Annotated in this window: 18 protein-coding genes, 1 tRNA gene and 1 pseudogene; 3 read left to right on the forward strand and 17 right to left on the reverse strand. The window is 72.2% G+C overall.

The features are described from left to right. Positions 1-79: 79 nt before the first annotated feature. Complete coding sequence (locus tag JYK17_RS22640; protein ID WP_222811073.1) at positions 80-895, forward strand: SAM-dependent methyltransferase; 816 nt, start codon at positions 80-82, stop codon at positions 893-895. Positions 896-911: 16 nt separating this feature from the next. On the opposite strand, the gene JYK17_RS22645 is transcribed toward JYK17_RS22640, so the two are convergent. From JYK17_RS22645 to JYK17_RS22655, 3 genes are all read right to left on the reverse strand, one after another. Further along, positions 912-1,817: a Sco1979 family transcriptional regulator gene (locus JYK17_RS22645; protein WP_181362457.1), complete on the reverse strand. Its 906-nt coding sequence runs from the start codon at positions 1,815-1,817 to the stop codon at positions 912-914. 145 nt (positions 1,818-1,962) lie between these two features. Then, positions 1,963-2,036: transfer RNA gene (locus JYK17_RS22650), tRNA-Pro, on the reverse strand. Positions 2,037-2,164: 128 nt separating this feature from the next. Then, positions 2,165-3,616 (reverse strand): MFS transporter, encoded by a 1,452-nt coding sequence (locus JYK17_RS22655; protein WP_108012199.1) that lies wholly within the window; start codon positions 3,614-3,616, stop codon positions 2,165-2,167. A 251-nt stretch (positions 3,617-3,867) separates the two neighbouring features. On the opposite strand from JYK17_RS22655, the gene JYK17_RS22660 reads away from it, so the two are divergent. Then, positions 3,868-4,443: a TetR/AcrR family transcriptional regulator gene (locus JYK17_RS22660; protein ID WP_222811074.1), complete on the forward strand. Its 576-nt coding sequence runs from the start codon at positions 3,868-3,870 to the stop codon at positions 4,441-4,443. A 9-nt stretch (positions 4,444-4,452) separates the two neighbouring features. Here the strand turns inward: JYK17_RS22660 and JYK17_RS22665 are convergent, their stop codons facing one another. The 13 genes and pseudogenes from JYK17_RS22665 to JYK17_RS22725 form a co-directional block, all read right to left on the reverse strand. Continuing rightward, entirely contained in the window at positions 4,453-5,097 is a 645-nt protein-coding gene (locus tag JYK17_RS22665; protein WP_108012197.1) for a LuxR C-terminal-related transcriptional regulator, read from the reverse strand. A 39-nt stretch (positions 5,098-5,136) separates the two neighbouring features. Then, the gene (locus JYK17_RS22670; RefSeq protein ID WP_222811075.1) at positions 5,137-6,474 is read right to left on the reverse strand and encodes a sensor histidine kinase; all 1,338 of its coding nucleotides are present in this window, start codon (positions 6,472-6,474) and stop codon (positions 5,137-5,139) included. A gap of 54 nt (positions 6,475-6,528) precedes the next feature. Beyond that, entirely contained in the window at positions 6,529-7,320 is a 792-nt protein-coding gene (locus JYK17_RS22675; protein ID WP_108012195.1) for an ABC transporter permease, read from the reverse strand. Positions 7,321-7,421: 101 nt separating this feature from the next. Beyond that, a pseudogene (locus JYK17_RS22680) lies at positions 7,422-8,060 on the reverse strand (ABC transporter ATP-binding protein); the annotation flags it as partial. 116 nt (positions 8,061-8,176) lie between these two features. Next, the gene (locus JYK17_RS22685; RefSeq protein WP_108012193.1) at positions 8,177-9,499 is read right to left on the reverse strand and encodes an MFS transporter; all 1,323 of its coding nucleotides are present in this window, start codon (positions 9,497-9,499) and stop codon (positions 8,177-8,179) included. Positions 9,500-9,624: 125 nt separating this feature from the next. Beyond that, positions 9,625-10,575 carry a catechol 2,3-dioxygenase gene (locus JYK17_RS22690; protein ID WP_222811076.1) on the reverse strand — a complete coding sequence of 317 codons (951 nt, stop codon included), beginning with the start codon at positions 10,573-10,575 and terminating at the stop codon, positions 9,625-9,627. Next, positions 10,572-11,657 carry a 4-oxalomesaconate tautomerase gene (locus JYK17_RS22695; RefSeq protein WP_222811118.1) on the reverse strand — a complete coding sequence of 362 codons (1,086 nt, stop codon included), beginning with the start codon at positions 11,655-11,657 and terminating at the stop codon, positions 10,572-10,574. The genes JYK17_RS22690 and JYK17_RS22695 overlap by 4 nt, the downstream gene beginning before the upstream one ends. A 23-nt stretch (positions 11,658-11,680) precedes the next feature. Then, positions 11,681-12,385 (reverse strand): 4-carboxy-4-hydroxy-2-oxoadipate aldolase/oxaloacetate decarboxylase, encoded by a 705-nt coding sequence (locus tag JYK17_RS22700; RefSeq protein ID WP_108012191.1) that lies wholly within the window; start codon positions 12,383-12,385, stop codon positions 11,681-11,683. Then, on the reverse strand, positions 12,382-13,167 hold the full coding sequence (locus tag JYK17_RS22705; protein ID WP_222811077.1) for a PIG-L deacetylase family protein: 786 nt from the start codon (positions 13,165-13,167) through the stop codon (positions 12,382-12,384). Before JYK17_RS22705 ends, JYK17_RS22700 begins: the two co-directional genes overlap by 4 nt. A gap of 60 nt (positions 13,168-13,227) precedes the next feature. Then, the gene (locus tag JYK17_RS22710; RefSeq protein WP_108012190.1) at positions 13,228-13,878 is read right to left on the reverse strand and encodes a GntR family transcriptional regulator; all 651 of its coding nucleotides are present in this window, start codon (positions 13,876-13,878) and stop codon (positions 13,228-13,230) included. Between the two features lie 193 nt (positions 13,879-14,071). Then, positions 14,072-15,154: a maleylacetate reductase gene (locus tag JYK17_RS22715; protein ID WP_108012189.1), complete on the reverse strand. Its 1,083-nt coding sequence runs from the start codon at positions 15,152-15,154 to the stop codon at positions 14,072-14,074. Next, positions 15,151-16,035 carry an intradiol ring-cleavage dioxygenase gene (locus JYK17_RS22720; protein ID WP_222811078.1) on the reverse strand — a complete coding sequence of 295 codons (885 nt, stop codon included), beginning with the start codon at positions 16,033-16,035 and terminating at the stop codon, positions 15,151-15,153. The genes JYK17_RS22715 and JYK17_RS22720 overlap by 4 nt, the downstream gene beginning before the upstream one ends. Positions 16,036-16,061: 26 nt before the next feature. After that, the gene (locus JYK17_RS22725; RefSeq protein ID WP_108012187.1) at positions 16,062-16,655 is read right to left on the reverse strand and encodes a hypothetical protein; all 594 of its coding nucleotides are present in this window, start codon (positions 16,653-16,655) and stop codon (positions 16,062-16,064) included. Positions 16,656-16,905: 250 nt separating this feature from the next. Between JYK17_RS22725 and JYK17_RS22730 the strand changes: the two genes are divergently transcribed. Further along, the gene (locus JYK17_RS22730; protein WP_108012186.1) at positions 16,906-17,259 is read left to right on the forward strand and encodes a cupin domain-containing protein; all 354 of its coding nucleotides are present in this window, start codon (positions 16,906-16,908) and stop codon (positions 17,257-17,259) included. 45 nt (positions 17,260-17,304) lie between these two features. Here the strand turns inward: JYK17_RS22730 and JYK17_RS22735 are convergent, their stop codons facing one another. Beyond that, on the reverse strand, positions 17,305-18,309 hold the full coding sequence (locus JYK17_RS22735; RefSeq protein WP_222811079.1) for a LacI family DNA-binding transcriptional regulator: 1,005 nt from the start codon (positions 18,307-18,309) through the stop codon (positions 17,305-17,307). Between the last annotated feature and the right edge of the window lie 83 nt (positions 18,310-18,392).

Consider the following 18,392-nt stretch of genomic DNA (forward strand, 5'->3'; position numbering starts at 1 on the left):
TTGAGGGAATAACGTGGGTGTGTACGACCGGTGTTCGACGGTTCAGTGTTCTCGCACCACGCAGACGCAGGGAGCGCCCATGTCCCAAGAGGCGGACAACTCCGCGCAGGAGGAACTCTCCAAGATCGACACCTCCGTGCCGCAGTCGGCCCGGATCTGGAACTACTGGCTGGGAGGGAAGGACAACTACGAGGTCGACCGGGTGGCCGGTGACGCCTTCCGCGCGATCTTCCCCGGCATCGAGACCGGAGCGCGCGCCGCCCGCTACTTCCTCGCCCGCGCCGTGCGCCATCTGGCCGCCGAGGAGGGCGTCCGCCAGTTCCTGGACATCGGCACCGGGCTGCCCAACGTGGACAACACCCATGAGATCGCCCAGCGGGTGGCTCCCGAGTGCCGCATCGTCTACGTCGACAACGACCCGCTGGTCCTGGCGCACGCCCGCGCCCTGCTCACCAGCACCCCGGAGGGCGTCACCAACTACGTCGACGCCGATCTGCGCGACCCGGACGCCATCGTGCGGGAGGCGAAGCGGACGCTGGACTTCGACCAGCCGATCGGCCTCATGCTGATGGGCATCCTGGGCCACATAGAGGACTTCGACGAGGCGCGCTCCATCGTGCGCCGGCTGGTGGCCGCGCTGCCGTCGGGCAGCTACCTCGTGCAGTACGACAGCACGGACACCAGCGAGGCCTACGTCGACGCCATCCGGCAGTACAACGAGGGCGGTTCGCTCCCCTACATCCTGCGCAGCCCCGAGCAGATCGCCCGGTTCTTCGACGGCCTGGAACTGCTCGAACCGGGCGTGGCCTCGTGCTCGCGCTGGCGTCCCGACGCCGAGGCGTGGGACCTGCCCGAGCAGGTGCACCAGTACGGCGGCGTCGCCCTCAAGCGCTGAAGCCCGCGGGCCCGGGTCAGGTCTCCTGAAGGATGCGGTGGAGGATCGTCGGCGTCTCCTCCGGCGATTCGGCCTCGACCACCAGACGGTTCATCACGTCCCAGTAGCGCTCGATCTCGGCGGGCCGGTCGGGATACAGGGCCGTGGTGAGCTGCTGGAGGCAGACGACGTCCGGCAGTTGCCCGCCGGGCAGCCGCAGGATGGTCATGGGCCCGCACTCCGCGGCATGGCCGCCGGCGGTGAACGGCAGGACCTGGACGGTGACTTGCGGGTGCCGGCACATGTCGATGAGGTGCCGCAGCTGGGCGCGCATGGTCGCCGCTCCGCCCACCGCACGGCGCAGCGCCGCCTCGTCGATCACGGCCCAGAGCTGGGCCGCGGGCCGCCGGTGCAAGATCCGCTGCCGGGTCGTCCGCAGCATCACGCGCCGCTCGATCTCCTGAGCGGACGCGCCCGTGTGGGCGAGCCGGAGGGCGGCGCGGGCGTAGTCGGGGGTCTGCAGCAGGTCGGGCACGCGCTGGACCTCGTAGCAGCGCACGACGCTCGCCGCCTGTTCGGCGCCGAGGAACATCTGCATCCAGCCGGGCACCACGTCGGTGTAGTACTGCCACCAGGCGGGAGCGTTGCCCTCTTCGGCGAGCGCCAGCAAGGTGGCCCGCTCGGCCTCGTCCGTGACGCCGTAGAGCGTGAGCAGATCCGACACGTCACGCTGTTTGAACCCGTGCCGGCCGGCCTCGAGCCGGCTGATCTTGAAGCGGGAGCCGCGGATGGCCTCACCGGCCGCCTCGCGGGAGATCTCCCGCTCCTCCCGCAGGGCGCGCAGCCGTGCGCCAAGCACGAGACGCGGCACCACGGGGCCCGCTCCGGTCCTGTCCAGGAGTTCGCCGCGAGTCGGCGTCCGTAACTCTTCTTCACTGCCCACAGGAATCTCCTTGCCGAGCCCAGGTCTGCACACAGACAGGCGCTGAAGGCAGCCATCGTAGGGGCTGTGCGGCGCCGGGCGGCACGAAAGGGGAAGCACGGAAAAGGGCCCCCGCGGGCGCTGCCCGCGAAGACCCTTCGCACCGTCGGGACGACAGGATTTGAACCTGCGACCCCTTGACCCCCAGTCAAGTGCGCTACCAAGCTGCGCCACGTCCCGGTGCGTCGTGCGCGGTGGACCGCGCGATCGCGCACATCGACCTTACCGCACGTGCAGCCGTGTTCTCGCCGGGCCCGGCGGGCACGCGGCGAGGGCCGGCCCGGGGTGGTCCGGGCCGGCCCCGTGGCTCAGCCGCGGCCCGCGGTCGTGACCGCCTCGGACTGGGTGCCCGCCGGGTCGTCGGCGGATTGCGCCGAGGGCGTCATACGTCCGGTGCGGGCGACCGGGACCAGCAGCGCCGCGAGCGCTGCGGCCAGGCACAGGACGGCCAGCAGGGCGAAGCCGTGCGTGTAGCCGGAGCCGTAGGGCAGGCCCGAGGGCTGGAGCCGGCCGGTGACCAGGACGCTGGTGACGGCGGCGCCGATGGAGCCGCCGATGGTGCGGATGTTGGCGTTCATGCCGGTCGCGGCGCCGGTCTGGGAGGCCGGGACGCTGCCGACGATCAGGTTGGCCATCGAGGCGAAGGCCAGCCCGATGCCGAGGCCGAACACCCCGGAGACCAGGGCGACCTGCCACTGCTGGTCGTGCCAGACGGCGAGCATGCCGAGGGCCACGGCGCCGAGCGCGGAGCCGGTCGTCAGCAGCCGCTTGGCGCCCACGACCGGTCCCAGCCGCCCGCTGAGGATGCCCGAGAAGAACATGGTCACCAGCATGGGCAGCATCAGCAGTCCGGAGGCCGTGACGCTGGCGCCGAAGCCGTAGCCCGCGGAGGTCGGCGTCTGCACGAAGCCGGGCAGGAAGGACCACAGGGCGTACATGCCCGCGCCGAACAGCAAGGCCACGGTGTTGGTGGTCCACACCGCGGGCAGCCGCATCACGCGCAGGTCGATCAGCGGGGTGCGGGAGCGGGCCTCGGCCAGCAGCCACGCGGCGAACAGGACGGCGGCAGCGGCGAACAGGCCGATCACCTTGATCGAGCCCCAGCCCCAGGCGCTTGCCTGGCTCAGCGGCAGCAGCAGCGCCACCAGCCAGGCCGACAGCAGACCGGCGCCGAGCCAACTGACGCTTCCCTCGGCCCGGTTGGGCGACTCGGGGACGTAGCGCAGGGCGATCAGCACATTGACCGCGACGACGCCGACGGGGATCCAGAACAGCCAGCGGTAGTCCAGCGCGGACACGATCGGACCGGCGGCGACGATGCCGACACCACCGCCCGCGGCGATCACCGCGGACAGGTTGCTGATGCTGCCGGGCACCTCGGAGGGGTCGAACTCGTCACGGATGATCCCGAAGGAGAGCGGGAAGAGCGCGCCGCCGACGCCCTGGACGACCCGGGCGACGATCAGGACGCCGATGCTCGGGGCGAGCGCGGCCAGCAGACAGCCGAGCAGCACCACCAGCAGTACGGCGACGAGGGTGCGCTTCTTGCCGATCAGGTCGCCGACGCGGCCGAGGATCGGGGTGAACACGGAGGCGGACAGAAGATAGGCCGTCATCACCCACGTCGCTGTGGACTGCGAGGTGTGCAGCGCGTGCTGCACGGTCGGCAGCGCGGGTGCTATCAGCGACTGCAGCATGGCGAACACACCGGCGCCGGTCGCGAGGACCGCGAAGGTGAGACGGGTGGACTTGCGGGGCATGAAGGTGCCTCTCCGAACGAACGGGGTGCGGCCGAGGTTCTCCGGCCACGGTCGTGCGGGCCCGGAGCGCTGGCTGAGCTGCGCCGGGGACGCCGACGGCCGGGGTGAGCGGTCGCGGAAAGGTGAGGGGCGTGATGCGTGCGGCCGCACGCATCCACGGCGATCGCACCCGCACTGGTAAAGTGGAGGTACCCCTCCACTGTAGCGGAGGTACCCCTCCGTTTCAACCTCGTCCCGCCCGGGAGGCAGCAGTGTCGGCCCAGCAGTACCCCGTCCAGGCGCTCGTGGCGTCCCGCCGCCCGCACCGCAAGGACGCCGCGCGCAACTACGACGCCCTGCTGGACGCCGCGCGCGAGGCGTTCGCCGAGCACGGCGCCGATGCCTCCCTGGAGGACATCGCCCGCCGCGCGGGGGTGGGCATCGGCACCCTGTACCGCAACTTCCCCTCCCGCCGCGAACTGTTCGAGAGCGTGTACGCGAACGACGTCAACGAACTCGTACGGGTCGCCGAGGAGGTCGCCGACCGGGAGCCGTGGGAGGCGCTGACCGCATGGTTCGCGCGTTTCGCGGGCTACATGGTGACCAAGCGGGCGGTGCGCGAGGCGCTCGACGAGGAGTCCGAGATCTTCGACGCCTGCCGGGAGTCGATGTACGCCGCCGGCGGTCCGCTGTTCGAGCGCGCGCAACAGGCGGGCGTGGCCCGCAAGGACATGGACTTCGGCGACCTCATCCGCATGGTCGCGGGCATCACCGCCACGGTCTTCACCGACGACGCCCAGCGGGACCGGGTGCTGTCCATCGCCCTGGACGGGGTCCGCACCCGCTGAGGGTCCGGCTCACGCGCCGAGGTAGCGCAGCACCGCCAGCACCCGCCGGTTGGCGTCCTCCGACGCCGGCAGGTTCAGCTTGCCGAAGACGGCGGCCACATGCTTCTCCACCGTGCCGGCCGACACCACCAGGGCCTGCGCGATCGCGGCGTTCGACCGGCCCTCCGCCATCAGCGCGAGGACCTGGCGCTCGCGTGCGGTCAGCGATTCGAGGTCCTCGGTGCGGCGTGCCGCGCCCGCGAGCTGGGTGACGACCTCGGGGTCGAGGGCCGTACCGCCGTCGGCGACGCGGTTCAGGGCCTCGGTGAACTCGGCGACGTTCGCGACCCGGTCCTTGAGCAGATAGCCGACGCCCGCCGAGCCCGCGGCCAGCAGTCTGCGCGCGTACTTCGTCTCGATGTACTGGGAGAACAGCAGCACCCCGGTGCCGGGACAGTCCTGCCGGATGTCGATGGCGGCGCGCAGGCCCTCGTCCGTGTGGGTGGGCGGCATCCGGATGTCGACGACGGCGACGTCCGGCCGGTGCTCGGTCACGGCCGCCCTGAGCGCGTCCGCGTCCCCGACGGCGGCGCACACCTCATGGCCGCGGTCGGTGAGCATCAGCGCCAGCAACTCCCGCAGGACCGCGGCATCTTCGGCGATCACGACGCGCATACCGGGCACTCTCTCACGACCTGGCCTCCCGACCGGTGCTCACGCGTGCGGCGGCAGTGACACCGTCACCGACGTCGGACCGCCCTGCGGGCTGGTGATGTCCAGGGTGCCGTCGACCGTGCGTACCCGCTGCACCAGCCCCGTCAGGCCGCTGCCCGCACCGACCGTCGCCCCGCCGCGGCCGTCGTCGGTGACCCGCAGCCGCAGCAGGCCCTCCTCCAGGGAAGCGCGCAGGACCACCCGGCGGGCACCGCTGTGCTTGATGACGTTGGTCAGCAGCTCGGCGGCGCAGAAGTAGGCGATCGTCTCGATCGCCGGGGTGGGCCGCTCGGGGATGTCCACGGCCAGCTCCACGGGCACGGTGCTGCGTGCCGCCAGGGTCGCGAGGGCATCGGGCAGGCCGTCGTCCAGCACGGGCGGATGGATGCCGCGGGACAGGTCGCGCAGCTCGGTGAGGGCCTCGGTGGCGTTGGTGTGGGCGGTCTCGATCAGCCGGCGCAGCCGGTCGGGGTCGGCGACGGGTTCGCCGTCGGCGCCCAGCCGCTCCCTGGCCATGTCGAGGCTCATCGCCAGCGCGACGAGCCGTACCTGCGCGCCGTCGTGCAGGTCCCGCTCCAGCCGGCGCAGCAGGGCCGCGGAGTCGTCGACGGCGAGGGCGCGGGTCTCCTCCAGGTTCCGTACGCGCTGGGCGAGTTCGCCCGGGCCCAGCAGCGCCCGGACCAGCCAGCGGTCCACCGCGACGATGCCGCGGGTGACCCACGGCGCCGCGAGCAGGGTGGCGGCGCCGATCGCGGCGGCCACGAACGTACCGGCGAAGGAGGTGCTGTGCGGGGCGCCGCCGCCGGCCGGGATCGGTGTGATGGTCGGCATGCCCTCCTGACCGGGGTGCGGACGCTGCGCGAAAACCGCCCAGCGCAGCGGCGCGGACAGATTGAGCAGGCCGGTGACCCACCAGGTCAGGGCGTACCACTGGACGGCCGCGACGGGCAGCTTGGCCAGGACGTACGCCACCGAGCGCCATCCCGCGGCGTCCCGCAGCCGTGCGTCGAGGCGTGCGAACACCCGTCCCGTGGGCCGCAGTTGAGGCGGCGGCGCCACCCGCTCCCCCAGCAGGTTCGCCGCCAGGCCGCGATGCGCCGCGGCCAGCGCCCGGGCCAGCCCCGTCGAGACGACCACGAACAGCAGCCCCAGCACGGCACCGACGAGCGACACGGTGAGCCCGGCACCGAGCGCGAGCAGCACGACGACGAGCACGAACCCCACGAGAGCGAGGGGAAAGCCGGCCAGGCAGTACGCGGCCTCCCACCAGGCCCGCCGGGTCAGCGGAGCCCGCAGCACGCCCGGCAGCCGCGCCGCCCCCGTATGTGTGTCACGCATGGTCCCAGTGTCCCGTTCCGGATCGTCGTGCGTGCTGGTCGGGCCGCGTGGTTCCTACGCGTCACGGCGTACGAGCAGCCGCCCGCCCGCGCCGAGCGCGACAGCCACGTAGAGACACAGCACCGCGAACCCCGTCCATGGGGACAGGCATCCCGCAACCGGCTTGCTCACGGCCAGTGAATTCGCCGCGATCATGGTCGGGAAGAACTTCGCGACGGTCATCCCGGTCAGTCCGGCGAGCACCGCGGGGACCACGTACAGCACGCCGACCAGCAGCCCGACGGCCAGGGCGGTGTGCCGCACCACCGCGCCCAGCGCGAGGCCGAGCAGGCCGACCATCGCGAGGTAGACGCCGGACAGGACGAGGGCCCGCAGCACCCCGGGATCGCCGAGCCCCGGCCGGGGCACCGCGTCGGTCAGCACCAGCCGCCCGGCCAGGAAGGTGACGAAGGTGACGGTCTCGCCGACCGCCAGTGTGAGCAGGCCGAGGACTGCGGCCTTGGCGGCGAGCAGCACCGGCCGGTTCGGGACCGCGGCGAGGGTGGACCTGATCGCGCCGGACGAGTACTCGCCGGTGATCACGAGCACACCCAGCACACCGACGATCACCTGGCCGAGTGCGGTCCCGGCCAGGACGTTGTTCACCGGGTCGAAGGTGTCGGCGTGGTCCGCGCTCGGCGCCTTGGTGTTGGCCATCGTGACCACACCGATGGCGATCATCCCGGCCACGGTGGCGAGCAGCGCCCACAACGTCGAGCGCAGGCTGCTCAGTTTGATCCACTCCATGCGTGCGGCATGTGTGAGCCGGTAGTGGCCCACGGGAAGCCTCGGCTGTACGGCGCTCACGGCTGCCTCCTGTGCTCGGCGGGGGCGACGCCCCGGTACTCGGCGCTGCTCCCGGTGATCGCGAAGAAGGCCTCCTCCAACGACCGCCCGCCGGCGGTCAGTTCGGCGACGCTGGTGTCGGCGAGCAGCCGCCCCTGCCCGATCACGATCAAGTGGTCGGCGGTGAGGGCCATTTCGCTGATGAGGTGGCTGGAGAGCAGGACGGTGCGCCCCTCGGCCGCCAGGGACTTCATCAGATCGCGGATCCAGCGCACGCCCTGCGGGTCGAGGCCGTTGACCGGCTCGTCGAAGAGCAGTACGCCCGGGTCGCCGAGCAACGCGGCGGCGATGCCGAGCCGTTGCGCCATGCCGAGCGAGAACCCGCCGGCCCGTTTGCGGGCCACCTCGGTGAGGCCGACGGTGTCCAGGACGGCACCCACCCGTGAGCGGGGGATGCCGTTGGCCGCGGCCAGTGCCGCCAGGTGCTTCTCGGCGCTGCGGCCGGGGTGGTGGGTGCGGGCCTCCAGCAGCGCGCCGACCTCGCGCAGCGGCCAGGGCAGCTGGTGGTAGGCCCGGCCGTCGATGCGGACGGTGCCCTCGTCGGGGCGGTCCAGGCCCATGATCAGGCGCATGGTGGTGGATTTCCCGGACCCGTTGGGGCCGAGGAATCCGGTGACGGCGCCCGGCCGGACGTCGAAGCCGAGGCCGTCCACGGCGAGGGTCGGGCCGTACCGCTTGCTGAGACCGCGCGCTTCGATCATCGCTGCTCCCTGGTGGCTGCGCTCATGCCACCGAAGCTATGCGCACGGCCCGGCCCCCGGAACGCGGCTGACCTCCATGTTCACCTGGGGGATTTCCCCCACCCGGCGAGCGTCGGTCAGTGTGCGGTGACCAGTTCCTGGCCGGTGCCGACGCGGGTGCCGGTCCTCGGGGTGCGCAGCGCCGCGACGCCGATGAAGACCATGGACGACAGGCCGGCCAGCGCGAAGGCGGTGAAGCCCCAGTCGCCGTGGCCCGCGGCGAGCAACTGGCCGCCGAGCCACGGGCCGAAGACGGCGCCGAAGCGGCCCATGCCGGAGGTCCAGCCGACGGCGGTGGCACGGTTGTCCGGGGTGGAGCGGATGGAGACGGTGGCGTAGATCATCGTCTGGGCGCTGTTGAGGAAGACACCGGTGAGGAAGACGACGAGGGTGGTGACGCCCATCGGCAGGTGGACGCTGAGGAGATAGACGCCGACGGCGGTCAGCGCGAACCAGATCGCCGAGATGCGCGGGGCGCCGAAGCGGTCGGACGCCCGGCCCGCGACCAGCATGCCCACGATGCCGCCGAGGTTGAAGACGACGACGAAGGTCAGCGCGCTGGCGAGTTCGTAGCCCTCGGTGCGCATCAGGGTGGGCAGCCAGGTGGCGACGCCGTAGACGAGGAGCAGGCCGCCGAAGGAGGCCAGCCAGTACAGCAGGGTCTGGATCCACTCGCGGCCGCGGAAGAGGCCGAGCAGCGCGTCCCAGCGGTCGGCGGCGGTCTTCTTGCCGGTGACGGCGGGCAGTTGGACCTCGTAGCGGGCGGCCAGGGCGTGCGCCTCGTCGGTGCGGCCCTTGGCGACGAGGAAGCTCAGCGACTCGGGCAGGAGCTTGATCAGCAGCGGGACGAAGGCGAGCGGGACGACGCAGACCCAGAAGGCGGCGCGCCAACCGACCGGGTCCACCAGCCACTTGGCCACGTACGCCGAGAGGATGCCGCCCGCGTGGTGCGCGGTCATCAGCAGGCCGATGACGAGGGCGCCGCGGCCGCGCGGCGCGTAGTCGGAGACCATGCTGATGGCGGTGGGCAGCAGCCCCCCGAGGCCGACGCCCGCCAGGGTGCGGCCGAGACCGAAGACGGCGACGCCGCCGGAGACCGCGCAGATCCCGGAGGCCAGCGAGAACAGCGTCACGCACCCGATCATCAGCCTCTTGCGGCCGATCCGGTCCGCGACGGTCCCCGCGGTCAGGGCGCCGACCAGCATGCCGAAGGTGGCGTAGCTGCCCAGGTCGCCCGCCTGGTCGGCGGTGATGCCGAAGGTCCTCGTCTCCAGCAGGTGCGGCAGCACCGAGCCGTAGATGAACATGTCGAGGCCGTCGAAGAGCACGGCCAGCCAGCACAGACCGACGACCAGAAGGGCCAGCCTGCTGCCGCGGGCGGATGGGGCGAGGGGGGACATCGTTGTTCTTCCTCTCGTGCGGGGTGGCTAGACGCTAAGGAGCCACGGCTCGACAGTCAACGTTTTTGTCAACAATCTCATCGACAATCAAGCCGTGGCTCCTGGGCGATCCGAGCCGCGTCCCGCTAGGCGACCGGCGGCGTCCCGTGTGTGTGGAAGGACTCGATGGTCTTCAGGCCCCAGGCCTGGCCCTTCTTGCGCTCCTGTTCGGTCCAGGTGATCAGGGGCCAGTCCGGGGCGAGGACGAGGCGGGTGAGGGGGTTGCACAGTTCGATGCGGTTGCCGCCCGGCTCGTAGACGTAGAGGAAGAACGTCTGCTGGATGGCGTGCTTGTGCGGGCCCGTCTCGATGAACACGCCGCTGTCGATGGCGAGATCGGCGGCGCGCAGGACGTCCTCGCGGGTGTCGGTCGCGAAGGCGATGTGATGCAGCCGGCCCTCGGAGCCGGTCCAGTCCTCCGTGTACACGACGTCGTACGACTTGTTCGTGTACGTCAGCCAACGCGCCGCGATCCGCCCGGAGTCGAGCCGGATCTGTTCCGTGGCCCGGGCGCCGAGCACCTGTTGCTGGAACTCGGCGTTGGCGAGCACGTCCGCGGCGAGGAAGTTGATGTGGTCCAGGCGGCGTACGCCCACGCCCCGGTTGGGCTTGGCCTGCGGCTGGTTCTTCAGGGCCGGGCGCAGTTCCGGCGGTGCCTGGTAGTGCTCGCTCTCCCAGTACAGCGCGTGCTCGTGGCCGTCGGGGTCGGTGGTCAGGTACAGCTTGCCCAGGCCCGGTTCGTCCTCGGCCCAGGTGCCGCTGCCGCCCGCCGCTTCGACCGCCCGGACGCGGCGCTGCAGTGCCTCCTCGCTGGAGGTGCGCAGGGCGAGCCGGCCGAGGCCGGGCTGCTCGCGCGCGGTGAGGACCAGGCTGTGGTGCTCGTAGTCGTCGAAGGTCCGCAGGTAGACCGTGTCGCCGTCCTGTCCGTTGACCGTGAGGCCGAGGAAGTCGGTGAAGAAGGCGACGCTGGCGTCCAGTTCGGGGGTGAACAGCTGGGCATGGCCGACGTGGGCGATGTCGCCGCGCGGCGGGGTCATCGCTGACCTCCTTGGTCCTGCGGGGTGTGCGGGGGCAGGGGTGCCGTGGCGGCGGACCGCGGGAAGACGGTGCCGTCGAAGATCTTGCGGGCGGTGCGCACCACGGCGGTGCGGCGCGCGGAGGGCAGTTCACCGCTCGGGGCGGTGAGGCTGCTCTCGATGTCCAGGAACCCCGTGGGGTGTTCGATACGGACCCGGTCCTCGTCCGGGTCGACCTGCGCGAGGTCCGCGCCCACGCTGCCCTCGATCCGCAGCCCGGCGGCCACACTGGCCGCGCCGAGCACGCCGATCGACGTGTGGCAGCGGACCGGGATGAAGGTGCGGGTGGTGACCGCGCCGCCGCCTTGGGGCGGGGCGAGCAGCGTCAGTTTGGGCACGGTGGTGCCGGAGACGTCGCCGAGACCCATCAGCCGTCCGGCCTCCAGCCGGATCTCGCGCAGCCGGTCGGCGAGCGCGGCGTCCTTCTCCAGTTCCGCGGGCGACTCGTAGCCGGTCACCTTCAAGGACGTGGCCGCCATGAGCACGGTCGGCATGCCGTTGTCGACGCAGGTCACGGGCACGCCCTGGATCTCGTCGCGGACATGGCCGGTGGGCAGCAGCGGGTTCGCGCCGGGCGGGAACTCGATCACCACGGCGGCGGCCGTCCCGGGCACGCCGGAGATCTCCGCGTCCCCGGTGTAGTCGACACGGCCGCCCTGGGTCGGGAAGGTCGCCGTCGCGTAGTCACCGGTGTTGACCATGCGGATGCGGACGGCAGTGTGCTCCTGCCCGGCCGGGACCAGTCCGCGCTCGACGGCGAAGGGGCCGACGCCGGCCAGGAGGTTCCCGCAGTTCTGACGGTCGCTCACCTCGGGCCGGTCGACCACGACTTGGAGGAAGAGATAGTCGACGTCGGCCCGCGGATCGGCCGAGGACGAGACCACGGCCACCTTGCTGGTGAGCGGGTGCGCACCGCCCAGGCCGTCGATCTGGCGCTCGTCGGGACTGCCCATCACGCGCAGCAACAGGTCGTCGCGCAGGGCCGGTTCGGCCGGCAGGTCACCGGCGAGGAAGTAGGCACCCTTGGAGGTGCCACCACGCATCAGCAGACAGGGCAGCTCCTCGGTCACGGCCGCTCCCCCTCGTACTCCTCGAACGTCCGGTACTCGACCCCGAGTTCCTTCAGCTTCTCGCGCAACCCGTAGCGGTCCAGTCCCAGTTGGCCGTCGAGGAACGCGGCGCGCGACTTGGCCTCCTTGACCTCGCGGGCCTCGGACTTCTCGACCGCCTCCCGGGCGCGTTCACGCGGTACGACGACCACGCCGTCGTCGTCGGCGAGGATCACGTCGCCGGGGCGGATCACCTGGCCGTCCACGGCGACGGGCACGTTGACGGAGCCCCCGGTGGCCTTGACGGTGCCCTGCGCGGAGACCGCGCGGGACCAGGCGGCGAAGCCCATCTCGCGCAGCTCCTGGGTGTCCCGGATACCGGCGTTGATGACCAGCCCGCGCACTCCCCGCCTGTGCAGCGCGGTCGCGAACAGCTCGCCGAACATGCCGTCGGTGGACGGGGAGGTGGTGGTGACGACGAGGAAGTCGCCCTCGCCGCACTGCTCGACGGCCGCGTGGATCATGAGGTTGTCGCCGGGCCAGCTCAGGACGGTCACCGCGGTGCCCGCGACGCGTACGCCCTGCTGGATGGGCCGGATCCCGGGGCCCAGCAGTCCCGTACGGCCCATCGCCTCGCTGACCGTGGCCACGCCGAAGCCGGCCAGCGCCTCGACGTCCTTGGCGTCGGCCTTCGGGGGGTTGGTGACGACGACGCCGCTCATGCCAGCTCCTTCGCGATCTGCGGGTAGGGACGCATGTACGCCTCGGCCATGGTCCGGTGGGCCAGACCGAGGTTCGGTCCGGCGTTGCGCCTGAGCTGCACACCCCGGCGCACGGCGAGGTCCGTGTAGTAGTCCCACAGGTGCTGCTGGGCGCCGAGGCACTCCATCGCCTTGCGCTTGGTGTCCCAGACCTCGGTGATGTCGAGCAGCACCTGGGGCGTGAAGCCGCACATCTCGGGCTGGTGCGGCTCGAAGTAGAAGACCGGCGGGGCGCCTATGATGTCGCCCTCGCCCGGGTAGCCGATCGCCTGGGCGAGGATGCGGGCCTGCAGCGCCATGCGGTGGGCGGCCGGGTGGTCGCCGTTGTAGGGGTCCGCGGCCGGGTGGGTGAGCACGACGTCGGGCTGGGTCTCGCGGTGGAGGGCCACCAGCCGGTCGGTCAACTCGGCGCTCTCCACCAGGGGATAGTCACCGGCGTCGAAGAAGCGGACCTCGGCGCCGAGGGTGGCCGCGGCGCGCTCGGCCTCGTCCCGGCGCAGCGCCTTGATCTCCTCCAGCTTCTTGCCCTCGCGCCACGCCTTGGCGGACTCGCCGCGCTCGCCGAAGGTCAGACAGGCGATGGTGACCTTCTCCCCGCGGGCGGCGGCCAGGGCGATGGCGCCGCCGGCCCGCCACACGAAGTCCCCGGCGTGCGCGGTGACGACCAGGGTGGAACGTGACGGGGACCGCCCCGCGCGAGCGCCGTCGGGTGGTGGGGAGGCGGGCGCGTTGGCCTGGGTCATGCTCGAATCTCCTTGATGGACGGGTGGGCGCCCGCCTCCCCCGCGTCCGGCGCGGTCGCGTCAGTCGCGCAGCGCCTCGATCACGCTGGTGAGGTGGGCGCGGACGGTCGTCTCGGCCGCCTGCGGATCCCTGGCCCTGATCGCCTCGATCATCGCCAGGTGCTCGTTCAGGGACTGCTGCGGACGGCCCGGCCGAAGCGCCAACTGGAAGCGGTGGCGCACCAGTTGGGCGTTGAGCCGCTCCAGCAGATCCACGGCCGTGCGCTGCCCCGACAGGTCCCGGACCTTGGCGTGCAGCTGCTGGTTGAGCTCGGAGTAGGTCACCGGCTCACCGTCGGCCACGGCCTTGGTCATCGCCGTGCCCAGTTCGGTCAGCTCGGCGAGCTGCTCGTCGCCGGCCAGGGTGGCCGCCTTCGCCGCGCACAGCCCTTCGAGGACCATGCGGCACTCGGTGATGGCGACCGCCTCCTCGACGGTCACCACCCGCACCCGCGAGCCGCGGTTGCGGATCCGCTCGACGAGGCCCTGGGCCTCCAGATCGATGAGTGCCGCCCGGATGCTGGCCCGTGTCACACCGAACTGCTCGGCGAGTTCGTTCTCCACCAGCCGCTGCGCCGGTGCCATCTCGCCGTGCAGGATCGCCTGCCGCAGCTGCGTGAACGCATGCTGTTTGGCCTGCTCTCCGGTGCTCGGACGGGCTTGGTTCGGCATCTGTGCCCTCCCTGAGTGAGTGCCTGTCGAACGTAAATCTAGCCAGACAAGATTGTCAACAATTTTGTCCGCTGTATTGCGGGCACACTGGCGGGCAAAGGGCAGGGGACAGTGGGCAGAGGGCAGAGAGCAGAGGGCAGAGAGCAGAGGGCAGGGGGCAGGGGGCAGGGGGCAGGCTGCCGGGAAGCGCGGGTCAGGCTGCCGGGAACTCCGGCGGGCCGCCCTCGTACGCCGCCCGCAGCACGGCGAGCGCGTCCGCCGCCGAGACCGCGCGCGGATTGGCGTACGCCTGGCCCGCCGTCTGTGCGGCGGCCTCCGTCAAGTCGGCTTCCTTCAGGCCCAGTTCGGCCAGGCTGCGCGGGGCACCGAGCCGTTCGGCCAGGTCCTTGAGGGCGCGCGGGGCGTCCGTCGTGTCCAGGGCGCGGGCCAGGGCGGCGGAGGCGTCCGGGACCGCTGGCGCGTTGTAGGCGAGGGAGTAGGGCAGGACCACCGTGTGCGTCTCGGCGTGCGGCAGACCGAAGGTGCCGCCCAGGACGTGGCACAGCTTGTGGTGCAGGCCCATGGTGGTGGCGCCGAGGCAGGAGCCGCACAGCCAGGCGCCGTACAGGGCGCGCCCGCGGGCCTCCTTCGACTCCGGGTCGGCGGCCACCGCGGGCAGGGCGCGCGCCATGGCCCGTACGCCCTCCTCGGCCATCAGCTCGATCAGGGGCGAGGTGTCGGGGGCGTACAGCCCCTCGACGGCGTGGGCGATCGCATTGATGCCGCTGGTGACGGAGAGCGGCACCGGCAGGGAAAGCGTGAGGTCGGGGTCGTAGACCACGCTGCGCGGCAGGACCACGGGGTCGCGGCCGGTGCGTTTGACGCCGTGCTCGGTCAGGCCCCAGACCGGGGTCATCTCCGAGCCGGCGTAGGTGGAGGGCACCGCCATCAGCGACAGGCCGGTGCGCAGGGCTACTGCCTTGCCGAGTCCGATCGAGGAGCCGCCGCCGACCGCCACGCAGCCGTCGGCGCCCGCCGCGCGGGCCACCTCGACGGCGCGGTCGACCGTCTCGACGGGGACGTGCATCCGGGCGCCGTCGTGCAGGCCCACGCAGGCGGGGCCGAGCGCGTCGGCGACCGCGCGTGCGGTGGCCGTGCCCCGGCTGCCGCAGACCACCAGCAGCCGGCGCAGTCCGAGCGCGGCGGCCTCGCCGGGGGTCGCGTTGGTGGCGGCGCCGGAGCGGAAGACGACCCGGACGGGCCGGGACTGGTAGGAGAAGTCGAGCACGTCCTTCACGACCGCTCCAGTACGAGGTCGAAGCGGGCGTGCCGGAACGGGTTCGCGACGCCGAACTCCTGCGCGAGTGCGGGATCGTCCGTCTCGGCGAACTCCTGCACCAGGCTCGGCTTGACCGCGAACACGGCGTCGGAGTCCAGGTAGTCACTGCCCGCGACGAAGATGTGCGTGGTCACCGGGGTGTGCCCGGCGGCCGTGGCGATGAAGTGGACGTGGGCCGGGCGGTAGGGGTGGCGGCCGGTCGCGCGCAGCAGTGCGCCCACCGGGCCGTCCGTCGGGATCGGGTACGGGCTCGGCACACAGGTGCGGAACCAGAAGCGGCCCTCGGCGTCCGCGGTGAACAGTCCGCGTCCGTTGCCCGGTGGCTGCACGTCCGGGCGCTGGACGTCGTAGAAGCCGTTGCCGTCGGCCTGCCAGACGTCGAGGAGCGCGCCCGGCAGCGGTGTTCCGTCGCGGGACAGCACCCGGCCGCTGACCACGCAGGGCTCGCCGCCGCCCACCAGGTCGATGTTCGCGCCGAGTTCGCGGGCCGGGGACTCGGTCATGTGGAAGGGGCCGAGGACCGTCGACTCGGTCGCGCCCGGCGCGCGGTCGCCGTTGATCGTCTCGACCAGCATGGACAGGCCCAGCACGTCGGACAGGAGGATGAACTCCTGCCGGGTGTCCGTGCAGGTCTGCCCGGTCGCGGTCAGGAAGGCGACGGCCCGCTCCCACTCCTCCTGCGTCAGCCGCGTCTCGCGCGCGAAGGCGTGCAGATGGCGGATGAGCCCGGAGAGCAGCTCGCGCAGGCGCGGGTCGGCGGCGCCGGCCAGGCTGTTCACCGCTTCGTCGGTGACGGTCGTGTCCCCGGCGTCGGTGGCGTCTGTGGCGTCGGTGGTCATGTCGGCTCCCTTCCCGGGTGCGCGGTTCAACCGAACCAGACGATGAGCCGTACGTGCTCGTCGCCCCGCTCGGCCGCGAGGTCCCGCATGGCGCTCCACACCTCCGCCCAGCATCCCTCGTCCGGCGGGGCGAGCATCCGGGCGGTCAGGACCACCGGCCGGTACACCGCGCCGTCCAGGTGCACCTCGGTGCCGGGCGGCCACTCCGGCGGCGCCAGGTGCAAGCCTCCCCCGTAGGCCGCGCCGGCGGCCTCGCGCAGGGTGGGCGTCACCCGTACCAGGTGCTCTCCCTCGGGATCGGACCGGTGCGTCCAGTACCAGGCGGGCCGCGAGGCGAGCGGCTCGTCCCAGTCGACCGCGCCGGCCTCGGCCCAGGTGACATGCGTGTGGTTGTGCTGGTGATCGCCGAGCGCATGTTCCCGTACCGGATCCGAGACGTCGTCCGGCAGTCCGCGGTCGGCGAACAGCGGGCGCTCCACGTCTCCCGTCCCGCGCACGCCGAACAGACACTCCCAGGCGACGTAGTCCCGGGGCGGCCGGAAGTCGAGCAGGTCGAACTCCATCTGCCAGCGTCCGTCGGCCGAGCGACTTTCGATGGCTCCATCCATGTCGGTCCCCACGCGGCAGACCTTATGGCAGGAAGGCGGGTCCGTGACGCCATCATGCGACGATCTCTTCGGCCCCGGCCACGATCACGGCGAGCGACGCGTCCATCACGCCGATGGGTACGGCCACCGGCCCGGGGCGGGTTCGCGGTGCTGTTCCGGGGCGTCGGTACGCGGCGGACGCGACGAAGTGTCCCGTCACCTGGGCCGATACCGCGCACAGTGTCCAGGCCCGCCCGGCGGGCGGTCTCGTTAGGGTCGCGCCATGACCGACAGCACCCACAGCTTCGCCGTACGCGTCGCGGACGCCGAACTCGAACCGGAACCCCTCGACCCCGGGCAGATCGTCTCCGGGACACCCGAGGTGACCGGCAAGGTCGTGTGGGAGTCGGCCGACGGCCGGCAGCTGCGCGGGATCTGGCAGATCACCCCGGGCGTCGTCACCGACACCGAGGCCGACGAGCTGTTCGTGGTGGTCAGCGGGTCGGCGACGATCGAGGTCGAGGGCGGACCGACGCTGACGGTGGGCCCCGGGGACATGGCGGTGCTGCGCGAGGGCGATCGCACGACGTGGACCGTGCACGAGACCCTTCGGAAGGTGTACGCCATCAATCTGTGAACGGGGTCGACCGTGCGGGGGACCCGGCCGTCAACGGGAGCGTGCTCATCCCTCCGGCGGCGGTGCCGTCGTCCCGCGGATCTCCAACGTCGGTGCGGTCAAGTGCAGTTGCCCCGCTCCCCCGGGCCGTTCGAAGCGATCCAGCAGACAGCGGGCGGCGCGCCGGCCGACCTCGTGCCCGGCGTTGTCGACGGTGGTCAGCCAGACGTGCCGCAGTCGGGAGATGCTCGTGTTGTCGTAGCCGACGACGGACACGTCCCGCGGGACACGCAGTCCCAGCTCCTCGGCGGCCGAGAGCGCGCCGACGGAGGCGATGTCGTTGACGGCGAACAGGGCGGTGGGCCGCTCGGGGCGGCTGAGCAGCCGGACGGTGGTGCGGTAGCCGCCCTCCTCGGTCATGTCGCTCGGCTCGACCAGGGCCAGGTCGGCGCGGCCGTGCGCCGCCATCGTCGCCTCGAAGCTGCGTCTGCGCAGGTCGCCGACGGCGCCGTAGCCCGCGATGTGCGCGATGCGCCGGTGGCCGAGCCCGATGAGGTGCTCGGTGACGAGCCGGGCGCCGCGCTCGTCGTCGCACGCCACGACGTCCACGCCGGGCGGGACCGGCTCACGGGCGCCCGCAACGACGACCGGGAGCCGTTCGGCGGCCGCGCCCAGGGCGGCCGGGTCGGGCAGGGTGCCGACGACGACCAGGCCGTCCACGCGCAGGTCCAGGAGCGGTTGGGCGGGGTCCTGGCCGGTGCGGCGGTTGAGCCGGGCGTCCGCGAGGAGCATCCGCAGGCCGCTGTCGTGCAGCAGCGGGTTGAGGCCGTCGAGCAGGTCGACGAACCAGGGGTTGCGCAGATCATTGAGGAGCACGCCGACGGTGCGCGTGCGCTGCTCGCTGAGGGCGCGCGCCGCTTCGTTGGGGCGGTAACCGAGTTCGCGCGCCGCCCGCAGCACGGCGTCCCGCTTCTCCGGCCGCACCTGGCCCGAGCCGCGCAGCACGAGCGAGACCAGCGACTTCGACACCCCGGCCCGTTCGGCCACGTCGCGGATCGTCGGCGATTTCATGGCCTGGACCGTTCCATGAGCCGGCCGGGCTTGTCAAAGGGTCCGGGGAGGGTTGACAGCTGCGGAATCGGGCCTTCAGGGTG

Origin of the sequence: Streptomyces plumbidurans (genome assembly GCF_019857225.1) — a bacterium.
Taxonomy (GTDB): domain Bacteria; phylum Actinomycetota; class Actinomycetes; order Streptomycetales; family Streptomycetaceae; genus Streptomyces; species Streptomyces plumbidurans.